Genomic DNA, 16,304 nt, shown 5'->3' with positions numbered 1-16,304 from the left:
CTCCGCGTTGCAATCCAGACATAAGAGTACGGATGCTGTTTTTATAAACAATGTATTTTCAGTCCGTTATACTGGTTCCTCTGATGTATTATTCGGAGTAATTATGGTTAAGGACATACTGGCACCGGAGCTGCGGGTGGTGTTTTGCGGCATCAATCCGGGGCTTTCTTCCGCAGGTACAGGATTCCCCTTTGCGCACCCCGCTAATCGCTTCTGGAAGGTTATCCATCAGGCGGGATTTACCGATCGCCAGCTTAAACCTGAAGAGGCACAGCACCTGCTGGAATTCCGCTGCGGCGTGACTAAGTTTGTCGACAGACCAACGGTACAAGCCAATGAAGTGAAGCTACAAGAGATGCGTAGCGGCGGTCGTCTGCTTATTGAGAAAATAGAAGAGTATCAGCCAGCCGCGCTCGCTATCCTTGGGAAACAGGCATTTGAGCAGGGGCTTAGCCAGCGTGGGGCGCAGTGGGGAAAACAGACGCTGACCATTGGCGCGACGCAGATTTGGGTATTGCCGAATCCCAGCGGATTGAGCCGGATTACACTGGATAAGCTGGTGGAGGCGTATCGCGAGTTGGATTATGCGCTGGTCATGCGCGGGATGTAAAGAAAAACGCCACCTTGCGGTGGCGTTTGAACTTATACGGCGAGATTAATCGTCGAGGAAGCTACGCAGTACTTCAGAGCGGCTCGGGTGGCGCAGTTTACGCAGCGCCTTCGCTTCGATCTGACGGATACGTTCGCGGGTAACGTCGAACTGTTTACCCACTTCTTCCAGCGTGTGGTCGGTGTTCATATCGATACCGAAACGCATACGCAGAACTTTCGCTTCACGGGCGGTCAGACCAGCCAGAACGTCGTGCGTTGCGGCACGCAGGCTCTCGGTGGTCGCAGAGTCCAGCGGCAGCTCGAGGGTGGTATCCTCGATGAAATCACCCAGATGCGAATCTTCATCGTCGCCGATCGGCGTTTCCATGGAGATAGGCTCTTTAGCGATCTTCAGCACTTTACGGATCTTGTCTTCCGGCATCAGCATGCGCTCAGCCAGTTCTTCTGGCGTCGGCTCGCGGCCCATCTCTTGCAGCATCTGACGGGAGATACGGTTGAGCTTGTTGATAGTCTCAATCATATGTACCGGGATACGGATGGTACGCGCCTGATCCGCGATCGAACGGGTGATCGCCTGACGGATCCACCAGGTTGCATAGGTGGAGAACTTGTAACCACGACGGTATTCAAACTTATCAACCGCTTTCATCAGACCGATGTTACCTTCCTGAATCAGATCCAGGAACTGCAAGCCACGGTTGGTGTATTTTTTAGCGATAGAGATAACCAGACGTAAGTTCGCTTCAACCATCTCTTTTTTCGCACGGCGGGCTTTCGCTTCACCGATGGACATGCGACGGTTGATATCTTTAACCTGCTCGATGGTCAGGCCGGTTTCTTCTTCAATCTGCTGCAGTTTCTGCAGGCCGCGGTGAACGTCATCTGCAACGTCGTGCAGTTTTTCAGACCACGGTTTGTTCATCGCGATTGCCGCGTTGAACCAGGTTTCACTGGTTTCGTTGCCAGTGAACAGGGTGATGAAGTTTTTCTTCGGCATTTTGCACTGCTCAACGCAGAGCTTCATGATCAGACGTTCCTGAGTACGCACGCGGTCCATCATGACGCGCATGCTGTTTACCAGGTAGTCGAACTGCTTCGGCACCAGGCGGAACTGTTTGAACACTTCGGACAGCTTCTGAATTTCTTCCTGCGCGGCAGCATGGCTGCGGCCTTTCGCTTTGATGGTGTCGCGAGTGATTTCGTACTGAGTACGCAGTTCACCGAATTTTTCACGCGCTAACTCAGGGTCGATGCTGTTGTCATCATCGCTGCTGTCGTCGTCGCCATCTTCTTCATCTTCGTCTTCATCGTCATCCATCTCTTCCTGAGAGAGTTCAGAACCGACGTGGGTCGCCGTTGGCGCCATGTCTTCTTCCGCGTTTGGATCGACAAAGCCAGTGATCAGATCGGAAAGACGTGCTTCTTCAGCTTCTACGCGATCGTACTGCTCAAGCAGGTAGGTGATAGCTTCCGGGTATTCGGCAACGGAGCATTGAACCTGGTTAATCCCGTCTTCGATGCGTTTAGCGATGTCGATTTCGCCTTCGCGGGTTAACAGTTCAACGGTACCCATTTCACGCATGTACATGCGGACCGGGTCAGTCGTACGACCGATTTCGGACTCAACGCTGGACAGAACCTGGGCAGCCGCTTCTTCCGCGTCTTCATCGGTGCTGTTGGAGGTTTCAGCAAGCAGCAGATCATCGGCATCAGGTGCTTCTTCCATCACCTGAATACCCATGTCATTGATCATTTGGATGATGTCTTCGATTTGATCTGAATCGACGATATCTTCCGGCAGATGGTCATTGACCTCGGCATAGGTCAGATAGCCTTGCTCCTTACCACGTTGGACAAGAAGCTTCAGCTGTGACTGCGGGTTTTGCTCCATAAGACGGTATCCACACTTAATTCGTTTGATTGGTGTTGGGCGGTAAAACCGCCAACGGCAAAACGAGGGCATACTTATATTTTGCCGCTGCCTCTCCGTGCGGCTGTCGGGGGCTTCCCGATCGATATTCGGCAGTTAAGCCGTTAAATACTTCATCTTTCACGTTGTCTCTGCGTTAGCTGTGTTCGTTACTCGGCTCATCCTGAGCCTCGCCCCTTACGGGGCCGCCGCAAGCAGCGTTCAAATCCGCTCCCGGCGGATTTGTCATCCTGGTCATGTACTTATGTACACTCCCAGGCGTTCGTTCACTTGCTGCCTTGATACAACGCGAATGATTTTGTCTTTGTTTTGTCTTTCTCTTATTTCTTGGCCAGTTCCTGGTTCAGTGTCCAGAGTTCCCGGCGTTCTTCGCTGCTTAAACCGTGTGTGCGCTCACGAGCTATCAACTCTTCCTGGCGCAGTTCAAGCATCGAATCAAACATATGGTTGAGTGAGTCGGTGAAGGTTTTTTCCGCGATATCTTTATCTGCTATATCGTCCCACATCGACAGTTTTTCAAGGGTCGCAGCATCATTTGTGCCACGGTAGTGTTCTAAAAGTTGCCCGGTGGTCAGACCTGGCTGAGCCAGACAAGTGTTGACCAGTTCTCTGAATAAGCCAAGTCCAGGCAGCTTATTACTATCCAGTGCGCCTAACGGTGGAACCAGCGGGGCGAGGCCCGGGTTCTGTACCAGCAACCCTATAAGTATACGCATGGTCGTACGTTTTAGCTGTGGAACAGGGCGGGAAGCCCCATTTTCTGCCAGTTTAGGCATTAAACGTTCAAGCTGGCTGTCATCCAGAATGCCGAGCTTGTTCCCCAACTCCTGTCGCAAGTAAATGCGCAACGTTTCGCCTGGTACCTGAGTAATCAGCGGTAATGCCAGCGTACTGAGCTGTGCGCGTCCGTCCGGGGTACTCAAATCCACCTGCGGCAGCAGGCTGTTAAATAAAAACGCGGAGAGCGGCAGCGCCTGCTCCATCCGGGCTTCAAAGGCCTCTTTCCCTTCTTTACGCACCAGCGTATCGGGGTCTTCGCCGTCAGGTAAAAACATGAAGCGTAGCTGGCGTCCGTCTGTCATATAGGGCAGTGCGGTTTCCAGCGCGCGCCATGCTGCGTCACGTCCTGCTCGGTCGCCGTCGTAACAGCAAATTACGTTGTTCGTCGCGCGGAACAACAGTTGGATGTGATCGGCAGTAGTTGACGTCCCTAGGGATGCCACGGCGTAGTTAATGCCGTATTGCGCCAGCGCCACCACATCCATATAGCCTTCTACCACTAACAGGCGCTGTGGATCGGCGTTATCCTGCTGGGCTTCATAAAGGCCATACAGCTGGCGACCTTTATGGAAAATATCGGTTTCCGGGGAGTTCAGATATTTCGGCAGGGCATCGCCCAGCACGCGTCCACCAAAACCAATGACCCGACCACGTTTGTCGCGAATGGGGAACATCACCCGTTCGCGGAAGCGATCGTAACTGCGTCCCTGATCGTTGGTGACCAACATCCCCGCATCGACCAGCGATTTGCGATTCTCAGCATTGCCGCCAAACCGTTTCAGGACGTTGTCCCAGCCGGGGGGCGCAAAACCAATAGCAAAACGGGTGATAACGTCGCTACTTAATCCTCGCTTTTCCAGGTACTGGCGCGCAGGGGTAGCGGCGGGCTGCATCAAAGACTGTTGATAAAAAGTGTTCAGGCCGTCCATCAATTGATAAAGGCTTTGCCGTTGATGGCGCTCTATCTGACTGGGGCCACTGCCTGCTTCATAGGGCACTTCGAGGTTGTGCATTGCGGCCAGTTCTTCGACGGTTTCCACAAACTCGAGCTTGTCGTAGTTCATGAGAAAGTCGACGGCGTTGCCATGCGCGCCACACCCAAAGCAGTGATAAAACTGTTTTTCACCGTTTACGGTGAAAGAGGGGGTCTTTTCGTTATGGAACGGACAGCACGCGTGATAATTTTTGCCCTGCTTTTTCAGCTTTACCCGCGCGTCGATGAGATCGACGATGTCGGTTCTTGCCAGCAGGTCATTGATAAAAACGCGAGGAATTCGTCCAGCCATAAGCCCCTGTTTTTTGATGACTCATATACACAAAATCATTCAGGATGCATCAAGGCGGCAAGGAAGCGAATCCTCAGGAGCGTACAGCAGTACGTGACTGGGGTGAGCGACTGCAGCCAACACTGAGGCAGCTTGAATGATGACGTGTATAAACGAAAATAAGCCGCGCATTCCTTCCGGAAGCACGGCCTTACAACTACAACTCAGTCTGAATTGAGAGCTTTGGCTCTCAATGGATTAGTACAGACGAGTACGGCGTGCGTTTTCGCGAGCCAGTTTCTTCGCGTGACGTTTCACAGCAGAAGCTTTAGCGCGCTTACGTTCGGTAGTCGGTTTTTCATAGAACTCACGACGACGAACTTCCGCCAGAACACCTGCTTTTTCGCATGAACGCTTGAAGCGACGCAGTGCTACGTCGAACGGCTCGTTTTCACGTACTTTAATTACCGGCATGTAACTCTCACCTTTAATAAATTCGGTTTGCCGCTGGCATCAACGCCAGCTTATTTCAAAATGGTGCGGAATTTTACTGCAATTGCTGCTGCTTTGTAAAGCACCGACGCGATTTTGAAAGGGACTTTTATAAGGACAAGGAGTATACACGAGCGAAACTCCTGGGGCGAACAAAGTTTTACATCAACCCGCATTGGTCCTACACTGCGCGGTAATAGAGCGAGGTAAAACAAGTCATGCGTGTACTGGGTATTGAAACATCCTGCGATGAAACCGGCATCGCCATTTACGACGATGAAAAAGGTCTTTTAGCCAACCAATTGTATAGTCAGGTGAAATTACATGCTGACTACGGCGGCGTAGTGCCTGAACTGGCCTCGCGCGATCACGTACGTAAAACCGTACCGTTGATCCAGGCCGCGCTGAAAGAAGCGGGACTGACGGCAAAAGAGATCGATGCGGTGGCGTATACCGCAGGTCCTGGTCTGGTTGGTGCGCTGCTGGTTGGCGCAACCGTAGGACGTTCGCTGGCGTTCGCCTGGGGCGTACCGGCAATTCCTGTGCACCACATGGAAGGGCATCTGCTGGCGCCAATGCTGGAAGATAATCCCCCTGCGTTCCCGTTCGTCGCGCTGCTGGTTTCCGGCGGTCACACGCAGCTGATCAGCGTCACCGGTATCGGTCAGTATGAATTACTCGGCGAATCGATTGATGATGCCGCTGGAGAAGCGTTCGACAAAACCGCCAAGCTGCTGGGGCTGGATTATCCTGGCGGCCCAATGCTGTCAAAGCTGGCTTCGCAAGGCGTTGAAAAACGTTTTGTCTTCCCGCGTCCGATGACTGACCGTCCGGGGCTGGATTTCAGCTTCTCAGGTCTGAAAACCTTCGCTGCGAATACCATTCGTAATAACGAAAATGACGATCAGACCCGCGCTGATATCGCCCGTGCGTTTGAAGACGCGGTAGTTGATACGCTGATGATCAAGTGCAAACGCGCGCTGGATCAAACCGGTTTTAAACGTCTGGTGATGGCGGGGGGCGTGAGTGCGAACCGTACGCTGCGCGCAAAACTGGCCGAGATGATGCAAAAACGTCGTGGCGAAGTGTTTTACGCGCGTCCGGAATTTTGTACCGATAACGGGGCGATGATCGCCTACGCGGGCATGGTGCGCTTTAAAGCGGGTGCAACGGCGGATCTTGGCGTGACCGTGCGCCCACGCTGGCCGCTGGCGGAATTACCGGCAGCATAAGTTTTTTTGCCCGGTGGCGCTGCGTTTACCGGGCTTACAAAACCGTAGGCCGGGTCAGGCGAATCCGCCGCCCGGCGATAGCTCTCACTACATCCGCAACATTCCTTTCTCTTCCAGAAACGCGATAATTTTTTCCAGGCCTTCTCCAGATTTTAAATTACTAAACGTCCATGGATGTTCGCCGCGCATGCGCAAGGTATCGCGCTCCATCACCTCCAGCGATGCGCCGACGTAAGGGGCCAGATCGGTTTTATTGATCACCAGAAAATCGGATTTGGTGATCCCTGGACCACCTTTACGCGGGATCTTCTCGCCTTCGGCAACATCGATCACATAGATTGTCAGATCCGCGAGTTCCGGGCTGAAGGTGGCGCTCAGGTTATCACCGCCGCTTTCCACAAAAATCAGATCCAGATTGCCGAATTTCTCGCTCAGCGCTTCTACGGCGGCCAGATTCATCGACGCATCTTCGCGGATGGCGGTATGCGGGCAGCCACCGGTTTCCACGCCGACGATCCTCTCTGGCTCCAGTGCGCCCGCCTCGGTGAGAATGCGCTGATCTTCTTTGGTGTAGATATCGTTGGTCACCACCGCCAACTGATAGCTGCTGCGCATGGCTTTGCATAACACTTCCAGCAGCGCCGTTTTGCCCGAGCCGACCGGGCCGCCAACGCCCACACGCAGGGGATGCTTGTAGTTACTCATTTTTTCTCCTCAGGAGCGGAATAATCGGGAATATTGGGTTTCATGCCGGGCAGACGCGATAGCGGCCAACGGCGTTGCGGAGCCGAGGCTGGTGTCAGGACACGTCAGCGCCTGTGCCAAACCCTGCGCATAGCGATCGCAGAGCGCAATAATCAAACGCTGGGCCGCCTGTTGTCCAAAAGGAACCAGCTTGACGCCAGCCATGACAGCGCTCTCAATCCAGCTGTAGCCGAGGCTTAACGCCAGCTCCGTCAGTGGAATTTTCCAGCGCACGCCCAGCCAGGCCATGCCGCAGAGTTGGCTGTCGACAAAGAGGGTGCGCCATTCTCGCGAGCAATCCGACTCCCAGTCGGTGACCAGCCGCGTAAATGCCGCCCCCCGACTACGTTCTTCATCCCGCAGTTCGCGGGTTTCGCGACAGGCCAGCAGGTAAGCGCTCCAGCGGCGTGCTGCGTCGAGATCGTCCTGCTCGCAGGCGCGATACAGTCTCGCCAGCAGCGGTAGGTCAACGGTAAAAAAGTTCTGCTCCATCTGCTGGATTTGCCAGGCAGAGAAGTCATCGACGCTTTTCACCCAGCCGATTTCCACCGCCCACTCCAGACCCTGGGACCAGGTAAATGACCCTACCGGGAGCGCGCTGCTGGCGAGCTGCATCAGACGTAGCTGTTGGCTGTTATGCATCAGTGCGCATGACCATGGTGATGCCCGTGTGATTCACTGGCATAAGCGCCTGCTTCAGGTTCAAACGGCAACTGGGCGAACGTCACCTCAAGGTTGAACTGGCGCAGCATGTCGTCCAGCACATGATCGTGATGGTAACGCAGTTCATCAGGCAGGATTTGCAGCGGAACGTGGCGATTACCGAGGTGATAACAGGCTTTGGCGAGCAGGAAAGGATCGGTGCAGCGCACCACGGAAACCGACTCCGGTGCGGCGATCACTTCGATCACTTCGCTGCCATCTTCGGTACTTAGCAGATCGCCACCGCGCAGCAGCAAACCACGCGGTAGCATTAGCCCGGCTTCGCGACCGTCGTTCAGTGCTACCCTGGCGCGACTTTTTACCCGGACATCAATGGGCAGCGTGACGCTTGCAGTAACGCGGTGAGCGTGGTCAAGGCGTTGGGTCAGATAGATCATCGTTACTCCTCAAAACAGAAAATAGCGTTGCGCCATCGGCAAAACATCTGCCGGTTCGCTGGTGATAAGTTCGCCATCAATACGCACCTCGTAAGTCTGAGCATCGACGGTGATATTGGGTTGCAGGCCGTTGTGGATCATGTCGACCTTTTTCACCGTCCGGCAGCCTTTGACGACGGCGATAGCGCTTTGCAGATTGAGCTGCTGCGGGATGTTTTGCGCGTCAGCGGCCTGCGAAATAAAGGTCAGCCGGGTGTGGTGCCGCGCTGCGCCAAGCGCGCCGAACATCATGCGGTAATGCACTGGCTGCGGGGTGGGGATCGAGGCGTTGATATCGCCCATTGGCGCGCAGGCAATCATCCCTCCCTTGACGATCGTCGCCGGTTTTACGCCAAAAAAGGCGGGCGACCACAGCACCAGATCGGCCAGTTTGCCAGGCTCAACGGAGCCGACTTCATGGGCGATACCGTGGGTTAATGCCGGGTTGATGGTGTATTTGGCGACGTAGCGTTTAACGCGCAGGTTGTCGTTGTCACCGGTTTCTTCTGCCAACGGGCCACGCTGAACCTTCATGCGGTGCGCCACCTGCCAGGTACGCAGGATCACTTCGCCCACGCGCCCCATCGCCTGTGAATCGGACGAGGTTAGGGAAAACGCGCCAATGTCATGCAGCACATCTTCGGCAGCGATTGTTTCCCGGCGAATGCGGGATTCGGCAAAGGCCACGTCTTCGGCGATATCCGGATCGAGGTGGTGGCAAACCATCAGCATGTCGAGATGCTCGTCGATGGTGTTGACGGTATAGGGCAGCGTCGGGTTAGTGGAGGATGGCAGAATATTCGGATGCGCGCAGGCGGTGATGATATCCGGCGCATGGCCGCCGCCCGCGCCTTCAGTGTGAAAAGTATGAATGGTGCGATCGCCAATCGCCGCCAGCGTATCTTCAACGAAACCGGACTCGTTGAGCGTATCGCTATGCAGCGCGACCTGGATGTCCATCTCGTCGGCTACGGTCAGCGCGCAGTCGATAGCGGCAGGCGTGGCGCCCCAGTCTTCATGGATTTTCAGGCCAATTGCGCCCGCGCTGATTTGCTCGCGTAGGGCGTCAGGGTTTGAGCCATTACCTTTGCCCAGTAAACCGATGTTAACCGGCAACGCATCTGCCGCCTGCAGCATGCGCGCGATATACCACGGGCCCGGTGTGCAGGTGGTGGCGTTGGTTCCTGCGGCCGGACCGGTGCCGCCGCCGATCATCGTCGTCACCCCAGAAACCAGCGCCTCCTGCGCCTGCTGTGGGCAAATCCAGTGAATATGCGTATCCACGCCGCCCGCGGTGACGATCTTACCTTCTCCAGCGATGACTTCAGTTCCTACGCCTATCGGGATCGTGACATTGGGTTGAATATCGGGATTACCTGCTTTGCCGATGGCGAAGATCCTGCCGTTTTTGATGCCGATATCCGCTTTCACGATCCCCCAGTGATCGACGATCAGCGCGTTGGTGATCACCAGATCCACGCATGCATCGGCGCGCATTTGTCCCTGGCCCATGCCGTCGCGGATCACTTTTCCGCCGCCGAATTTGACCTCTTCGCCGTAGGTGGTGAAGTCTTGTTCCACCTCGATCCACAGGTCGGTATCCGCCAGGCGCACTTTATCGCCGGTGGTTGGGCCAAACATGTCGGCGTATGCCTGCCGGGAAATGTCACTCATTATCTGCCTCCAGTGCGCCCATCACTTCGCTGCGAAAACCCACGATCCTTTGTGCACCAGCAACGCGCACCAGTTCGACTTCGCGTTTTTGTCCCGGCTCAAAACGCACCGCTGTGCCCGCAGCAATGTTCAGACGAAAACCGCGTGCGGCCAGCCTGTCAAAGCGCAGCGCCGGGTTCACTTCGTAAAAGTGGTAGTGCGATCCCACCTGGATGGGTCTGTCGCCATGATTTTCCACCACGATCGTGCAGATCTCTCGCCCCTGATTAAGTGCGATACTGCCTTTTGCGATCTGATATTCACCTGGGATCATTGCCGCTCCTTAGACGATCGGATTGTGGACGGTGACCAGCTTCGATCCGTCCGGAAATGTGGCTTCAACCTGAATATCCGGGATCATCTCCGGTACGCCTTCCATCACCTGATCGCGGCGCAGGACGTGACGCCCGTCTTCCATCAGCGCGGCCACGGTTTGCCCGTCCCGCGCCCCTTCCATGATGAAAGCGCTAATTAGCGCCACCGATTCCGGGTAGTTCAGCTTCAGCCCGCGGGCCAGGCGACGTTCCGCCACCAGCGCGGCGGTAAATAGCAACAGCTTGTCTTTTTCTCTGGGAGTCAGTTCCATAAGGGTTCTCTTAGGTTTGCCAGATTCGCGGGAGTACGGGCGCTTTGTGTGTCAGCAGCGGGCGCAGAAATTGCCAGATGTCGCGCATAACGCGCTGGACAACCAGGTTGTCGCTAGCAAGAAAACGGATTGTCAGCAGCGAATCGTTAAGCGTTGCCCCGGCGTAATCGCCAAGCGCCGTAAGCCGCTCCCGCGTGCCCTCGAGCATATGTTCGCTGGCCGGATAACACAGCAACGTGCCGACCCAGGGATGATGTGCGACGCCGCTCAGATTCCCCTCCTGCAACTGCAAGCGTTCTATCAGCAGTGGCTGCCCATCTCGCCATACTTCCTGGCGGTTTTGCAGCGTGCCGTAACTGAAGGTCTCCTGCATAACCGGTCGGCCAAGACACAGCAGATCCCAGGCCAGCAGGCGGCTTGCGGATGTCAGATGAAAGACGGTCTGAATAGCGGCGTTGGCGCCGGGAAAGAGGATCGTATCCTGCGGCAGCCACTCCAGCGTCGCGTGGGGTGCGAGGGTAAAATGCTGGCGCAGCAATGCCTGCGGTCCACGGCTGCGGTAAAACTTTCCCGCGCCAGGCTGGGTGATTAACGCGTGGCTGTTTTCGTCGAGCGTTACGGCGATATGGAGCTCATCCCCGCCGACGATCCCCGCCGGTGGATGAAGCAAATAGAGATGGCAAACGTCCTCTTCCGGGTAAAACGGGCGTTGAACCGTCAATGGACCATGATGACGCGCCGAGGCGAGCACCGTTTTGTGCCCGGTGCAGGTAAAATGCAGATCCAGTTCGGCCTGCCAGCCCAGTGTGAGTGTCTCGTGCGCAACCGTGTCCAGAGCGTTTCCCCTATCAGCATGAGGGTGTTTGCATACAAAAAAGTATGCCTCAGCGCATCGGGAAATCGATCATATGAGAAGCTTATGGATAAAGGGGCGACAATACGTCGCCCCACCAGGGTTTTACAGTAAAACGAGGGGCATCCAGACCAGACCGGTAATCACCAGCAGCACGAGGAAAATCAGGCCAAAAATAGCACCGAGTCGCCAGTAATCCACTGTTGGTAAATAGCCGCTTCCGTAGTAGATAGGGCTAGGGCCGGTGGCGTACGGGGTCAGAATGCTGCCCAGACCAATGGCGGCGCCAACCATCAGGCAGAAGACCGGTAGCGGGATTTCCGGCATTGCCAGCGCGGCGGCAATCATCATCGGTGCGAGGGCGGAGGTATAGGCTGTGGCGCTGGCAAAGAAGTAACGCAGCAGATAGAACACCACGATCAGCGCTACCATCACCATCATCGGCGAATAACCGCTCAGCCCGTTTGCCAGCAGCTTGCCGAACCAGGTAATAAAACCGGTGTTATTGAGCCCGGTGGCCAGCGTGATCAGCGAGGCCAGCCAGAAAAAGACGTTCCATGCGGCTTTATTGCTGACGATGTCATCCCAGCTAATGATGCGCAGCACCAGCATCAACGCCACCACGCTGTATCCGACCATCGCAGCGTCAATATAATCGCCGCCGAAGATCCACAGCACCAGCGCGCCGACCATCAGCACCAGCATCTTTTTCTCGCGAGCGCAGAGCGGTCCCATCGCTTTTAGTTCGGTATCCGCCCAGCGTGGAACCTGATCACCGGATTTCAGCACCGGTGGATACAACACGTACGCCAGCCACGGCACAATCAGCACCAGCAAAATGCTCAGCGGCAGCATGCCTAAGAACCAGTCACCCCAGCTCAGCGCGGTGTGGGACGCGCCTTTCATCAGACCGATCAACAGCAGGTTCGGCGCCATTGCCGTTAAGAAAATGGCGCTGGTAACGCAGTCAGCGACAATGCCCATCCACATGATGTACGAGCCAATAGAGCGTGAACTGGCGCTATTGGGTTGTGAGTTATACAGCGGCGGCAGGTTGCGGATAATCGGGTAGATTATTCCGGCCCCACGGGCGGAGTTGGAAGGTGTGACGGGAGCGAGGATAAGTTCGGAGAACATCACCGCATAGCCGAGAAACAGCGTCCTATGCCCCATCTTTTTCACCAGCATCAGCGCGATTCGCCGACCGAGTCCGGTTTTCTCATAGCCAGTACCAAACATAAAGGCCGCGAAGATCAGCCAGATGACCGAGTTTGAAAAGCCAGATACCGCCCACGACAGCGATTTGGCGGTAAATTTAAAACTGTCCTGCGCGAGTTGCTCCGGGCTGAACAGCAGCCACGGTGAAAGGACGGCGATGATCGAAATGCCAATCATCGCCACTACCGCGCCAGGTACAGGTTCCAGAATAAGCCCGACAATCACACCGGTAAAGACGGCAAAATAGAGCCAGGTGTGGCTCTCAAGACCGGTGGGGACGGGTAGAACAGCAATAATGGCGATGACCACCAGCGGAGCCAGGTATCGCCACCAACCAGCTAAAGGTGCCATTGTTGTATCCCTACGAAAGGGGAGAGGCGTAGCGCCTCTCCGGGAGGGTTATTTGATGTAATGCACGTGCTCGCAGATTTCATCGACGATAGGGTCGCGACGTTCAGCGAACAGCTTTTTGTTTTCAGCGATCAGGTTATTGCCGTGGGTATCGATGGAAACGATCAGCGGGCCGAACTCTTTTACCCGACACACCCACAGGGACTCCGGCATGCCGAGTTCCGTCCAGTGCACCTCTTCGATCTCCTCAACCTGGGTTGCCGCCACGACCGCGCAGCCTGCCGGGAAGATGACGTGCAGCGCTTTAAACTGCTTGCAACCTTCTTCCGTCAGCGGTCCCATGCCGCCCTTGCCGACTACCAGTTTGACGCCAGTCTGTTCGATAAAGTCTTTCTCAAACGCTTCCATACGCATGCTGGTGGTTGGGCCGACGGAAACCATTTCCCATTTTTCACCGTTCTTACGTACGATCGGGCCCGCGTGGAAAATGGCTTTGCCGTTCAGGTCATAAGGAATCGGGCGCTTCAGTTCGATCAGGCGGCGGTGGCAAACGTCACGGCAGGTCACCAGCGTACCGGTCAGGTAAATGACATCGCCAACGCGAATGTCTGCCAGATCTTCGGCTTTGATCGGGGTTGTGAGGATCTTTTTCATAACGCGCTCCGGGTGTGAGACAGGTTTTCGAAGGAGAGGTCAGCATGAACCAACAGCGTGCCGCGACGGTGGGCCCAGCAGCCAGTAGAGACGGCAACGCCGATAGTCGACGGGTGGCGCGCGGCGGATTCGATATGCACGCCCATCACCGAGCTATTACCGGTCAATCCTTGCGGACCAATGCCCAGACGGTTAAGTCCTTCTTCCAGACGCAGTTCCAGCTCGGCCGCTTTCGGATTCGGATGACGTGAGCCGATAGGGCGCAGCACCGCTTTACGAGAAAGAACGGCGGCGGTTTCTACGGAGGTGGCAATACCTACGCCCACCAGCACTGGCGGACAGGCGTTGACTGCCAGCGTGGAGATATTTTCAAAAACAAATTTCACCACACCTTCGTAGCCCTCAGAAGGCATTAACACTTTCGAGCGTCCCGGCAGCGTACAGCCGCCGCCTGCCATGTAGACTTCGATTTCCGCGTCATCGTTATCAGGGATGATGTCCCAGGTGACCCACGGCACACCGGTACCTGTATTTTTGCCGGTATTCACTTCGTCAAAAATCTCGACCGCGTTATGGCGCAGCGGCGCTTTTACCGTGGCGTCTTCAACGGCCTGCTTCAGAATGCTTTGCAGTTTGCCGAGGAGCGGAAAACGGGAACCGACCTTCACGAAGAACATAATCTCGCCGGTGTCCTGACAGGCTGGGCGGTTCAGGTCGATAGCTTTCTGCATGTTGTCAAACATGGTGTGGTAGATGATTTTACCCATCGGCGAGGTTTCGCCTTCACGCAGCTGTTTTAATTTATCCACGACGTCATCGGGCATGCGGGTAGAAATCATGGCGGTAAAATCAGCGACAATGTTCGTCAGCGTATTTATCGCATTTTGGTTATTTTGATTGCTCATCTTGTTAACTCCAGTTCTTTTATTTATCTGGAAATAAATTCTCCGCCACAAACTACCACTAAAAATGTGGATTAATATTATTTGCCACTGTGAATATCTAATTAACAGTTCGTGAATGATGTCCGGATAAGGCAATAAAAATTGCGCAAAGGCAGGGTTTAAGACGCATGAGAGAATTACACTGCGGTGAACAACATTACGGATAGACCGATCATGCTGAACACGTATCCCCTTGCGAAAGACCTGCAGGTGTTGGTTGAAATTGTGCATAGCGGTAGCTTCAGCGCCGCCGCCGCGACGCTGGGGCAAACGCCGGCGTTTGTGACAAAACGCATTCAGATCCTAGAGTCCACGCTTGGGACGACGCTGCTAAGCCGCTCTGCGCGTGGTGTAGCGCTCACGGAAAGTGGTCAACGTTGCTATGAACATGCGCAGGCGATCCTCGCGGGCTATCAGCATCTGGTCGATGACGTCACGCAACTCAAAACGCGCCCGGCAGGGATGATTCGTATCGGCTGTAGTTTTGGCTTTGGGCGCAGTTATATTGCACCGGCAATTACCGAATTGATGCATAGCTACCCTGAATTACAGGTGCATTTTGAGCTTTACGATCGGCAAATTGATTTGGCGCAGGATAATATCGATTTAGATATTCGTATTAATGACGAGATACCGGATTATTATATTGCGCATTTGTTAACGAAAAACAAAAGAATATTGTGTGCGGCCCCACCGTATTTACAAAAATACGGTGAGCCGATGACGTTACAGGAATTAAGTCGTCATGATTGTCTGGTCACCAAAGAACGCGATATGACTCACGGAGTGTGGGAACTGGACAATGGTCAGGAGAAAAAGTCGGTCAAGGTGGCGGGACATCTTTCCTCTAACAGCGGTGAGATTGTGTTGCAGTGGGCGCTACAGGGAAAAGGGATCATGCTGCGTTCTGAATGGGATGTGCAGCCGTTTCTGGCCAGCGGTGAACTGGTGCGTGTGCTGCCGGACTATGCGCAGAGCGCCAATATCTGGGCGGTTTATCAGGAGCCGCTGTATCGCAGCGTGAAGCTGCGCGTGTGCGTGGAATTTCTGGCGACGTGGTGTCAGAACCGATTAGGCAAACCGGTGGAGGGGTATCACATCCCCCACGCCGGATAAGACGCCGTTGCGTCGCTATCCGACAATAAATTCACTCGGGGTCTCGTTCGCGTTTTTTCTTCAGTTTGGTCCAGATCTTCGGCTCCTGACGACGCCACAGACGCTGAATGTTGTCATGGTGACGTAGCAGAATTAAGCACGACAGCATGGACACCGGAAAAGTGAACTGGGGATTGAACCACCAGACGTAAAAAGGGGCGATCAACGCGCTGACGATAGCGCCTAACGACGAGTAGCCGCTCAACAAGACGGTCAGCAGCCAGGTCCCTGCCATCACGCCAGTTAAGTCCCAACCAATCGGCGCAATCGCGCCAAAGGCTGTGGCAACGCCTTTCCCACCTTTAAAGCCGAAGAACACCGGCCAAATGTGGCCCAGACAGGCGGCGATTGCGATCAATCCCAGCCAGAAGGGGCTGACGCCTAGCGCATAGGCACCCCAGACGGGTAACATACCTTTCAGGACGTCGAAAATCAGTACCGCGACGGCGGCTCCCTTGCCACCGATGCGCAGCACGTTTGTCGCGCCCGGGTTCCCAGAGCCGCTGTCGCGCGGGTCCGGCAATCCAGCAAGGCGGCATACCAGAATAGCACTGGAAATTGAGCCACAGAGGTACGCGAAGATAATCATTCCAGGCGCGATTGCACTCATAAGCTGTTCCGTTTTGAAAATGTCGT

Annotated in this window: 17 protein-coding genes; 3 read left to right on the top strand and 14 right to left on the bottom strand. The window is 55.0% G+C overall.

The genetic code is table 11. From position 1 onward, the window contains the following. The first annotated feature begins 103 nt into the window (after positions 1 to 103). The gene (gene mug / locus BZK40_RS20930) at positions 104 to 610 is read left to right on the top strand and encodes a G/U mismatch-specific DNA glycosylase (RefSeq protein WP_079935216.1); all 507 of its coding nucleotides are present in this window, start codon (positions 104 to 106) and stop codon (positions 608 to 610) included. A gap of 45 nt (positions 611 to 655) precedes the next feature. On the opposite strand, the gene rpoD is transcribed toward mug, so the two are convergent. From rpoD to rpsU, 3 genes are all read right to left on the bottom strand, one after another. Then, positions 656 to 2,503 carry an RNA polymerase sigma factor RpoD gene (gene rpoD, locus BZK40_RS20925; RefSeq protein WP_003024699.1) on the bottom strand — a complete coding sequence of 616 codons (1,848 nt, stop codon included), beginning with the start codon at positions 2,501 to 2,503 and terminating at the stop codon, positions 656 to 658. Between the two features lie 359 nt (positions 2,504 to 2,862). Next, complete coding sequence (gene dnaG / locus BZK40_RS20915; protein WP_003828467.1) at positions 2,863 to 4,608, bottom strand: DNA primase; 1,746 nt, start codon at positions 4,606 to 4,608, stop codon at positions 2,863 to 2,865. A gap of 237 nt (positions 4,609 to 4,845) precedes the next feature. Next, positions 4,846 to 5,061: a 30S ribosomal protein S21 gene (gene rpsU / locus BZK40_RS20910; protein ID WP_001144069.1), complete on the bottom strand. Its 216-nt coding sequence runs from the start codon at positions 5,059 to 5,061 to the stop codon at positions 4,846 to 4,848. A gap of 236 nt (positions 5,062 to 5,297) precedes the next feature. On the opposite strand from rpsU, the gene tsaD reads away from it, so the two are divergent. Further along, positions 5,298 to 6,311 carry a tRNA (adenosine(37)-N6)-threonylcarbamoyltransferase complex transferase subunit TsaD gene (tsaD, locus tag BZK40_RS20905; protein ID WP_003024694.1) on the top strand — a complete coding sequence of 338 codons (1,014 nt, stop codon included), beginning with the start codon at positions 5,298 to 5,300 and terminating at the stop codon, positions 6,309 to 6,311. A gap of 87 nt (positions 6,312 to 6,398) precedes the next feature. Here the strand turns inward: tsaD and ureG are convergent, their stop codons facing one another. The 10 genes from ureG to ttdA all read right to left on the bottom strand — a co-directional run bounded on the left by ureG (position 6,399) and on the right by ttdA (position 14,474). Continuing rightward, a complete protein-coding gene (gene ureG / locus BZK40_RS20900) occupies positions 6,399 to 7,016 on the bottom strand; it encodes an urease accessory protein UreG (RefSeq protein ID WP_079935215.1) in 618 nt (205 codons plus the stop codon). Positions 7,017 to 7,025: 9 nt separating this feature from the next. Next, complete coding sequence (locus tag BZK40_RS20895; RefSeq protein ID WP_060683212.1) at positions 7,026 to 7,697, bottom strand: urease accessory protein UreF; 672 nt, start codon at positions 7,695 to 7,697, stop codon at positions 7,026 to 7,028. Further along, positions 7,697 to 8,155 (bottom strand): urease accessory protein UreE, encoded by a 459-nt coding sequence (gene ureE, locus BZK40_RS20890; RefSeq protein ID WP_057067195.1) that lies wholly within the window; start codon positions 8,153 to 8,155, stop codon positions 7,697 to 7,699. Before ureE ends, BZK40_RS20895 begins: the two co-directional genes overlap by 1 nt. A 9-nt stretch (positions 8,156 to 8,164) precedes the next feature. Next, a complete protein-coding gene (gene ureC, locus BZK40_RS20885) occupies positions 8,165 to 9,868 on the bottom strand; it encodes an urease subunit alpha (protein ID WP_079935214.1) in 1,704 nt (567 codons plus the stop codon). After that, entirely contained in the window at positions 9,861 to 10,181 is a 321-nt protein-coding gene (locus BZK40_RS20880) for an urease subunit beta (RefSeq protein ID WP_071446135.1), read from the bottom strand. Before BZK40_RS20880 ends, ureC begins: the two co-directional genes overlap by 8 nt. A gap of 9 nt (positions 10,182 to 10,190) precedes the next feature. After that, complete coding sequence (locus tag BZK40_RS20875) at positions 10,191 to 10,493, bottom strand: urease subunit gamma (protein WP_003024678.1); 303 nt, start codon at positions 10,491 to 10,493, stop codon at positions 10,191 to 10,193. A gap of 10 nt (positions 10,494 to 10,503) precedes the next feature. Next, positions 10,504 to 11,328 carry an urease accessory protein UreD gene (locus BZK40_RS20870; protein ID WP_216350549.1) on the bottom strand — a complete coding sequence of 275 codons (825 nt, stop codon included), beginning with the start codon at positions 11,326 to 11,328 and terminating at the stop codon, positions 10,504 to 10,506. A gap of 123 nt (positions 11,329 to 11,451) precedes the next feature. Next, the gene (locus BZK40_RS20865; protein WP_079935213.1) at positions 11,452 to 12,915 is read right to left on the bottom strand and encodes an anion permease; all 1,464 of its coding nucleotides are present in this window, start codon (positions 12,913 to 12,915) and stop codon (positions 11,452 to 11,454) included. 48 nt (positions 12,916 to 12,963) lie between these two features. Continuing rightward, positions 12,964 to 13,569 carry a L(+)-tartrate dehydratase subunit beta gene (gene ttdB, locus BZK40_RS20860; RefSeq protein ID WP_003828447.1) on the bottom strand — a complete coding sequence of 202 codons (606 nt, stop codon included), beginning with the start codon at positions 13,567 to 13,569 and terminating at the stop codon, positions 12,964 to 12,966. After that, a complete protein-coding gene (gene ttdA / locus BZK40_RS20855) occupies positions 13,566 to 14,474 on the bottom strand; it encodes a L(+)-tartrate dehydratase subunit alpha (protein WP_079935212.1) in 909 nt (302 codons plus the stop codon). The genes ttdB and ttdA overlap by 4 nt, the downstream gene beginning before the upstream one ends. A gap of 213 nt (positions 14,475 to 14,687) precedes the next feature. On the opposite strand from ttdA, the gene ttdR reads away from it, so the two are divergent. After that, positions 14,688 to 15,629, top strand: a complete 942-nt coding sequence (gene ttdR / locus BZK40_RS20850) for an L-tartrate utilization transcriptional activator TtdR (protein WP_032945042.1) — start codon at positions 14,688 to 14,690, stop codon at positions 15,627 to 15,629. 31 nt (positions 15,630 to 15,660) lie between these two features. On the opposite strand, the gene plsY is transcribed toward ttdR, so the two are convergent. After that, a complete protein-coding gene (gene plsY, locus BZK40_RS20845) occupies positions 15,661 to 16,278 on the bottom strand; it encodes a glycerol-3-phosphate 1-O-acyltransferase PlsY (protein ID WP_003828443.1) in 618 nt (205 codons plus the stop codon). Positions 16,279 to 16,304: the final 26 nt, after the last annotated feature.

It is taken from the genome of Citrobacter portucalensis, from assembly GCF_002042885.1.
GTDB classification, from domain to species: Bacteria; Pseudomonadota; Gammaproteobacteria; order Enterobacterales; family Enterobacteriaceae; genus Citrobacter; species Citrobacter portucalensis.
This window is presented reverse-complemented; position numbering and strand designations above follow the sequence as displayed.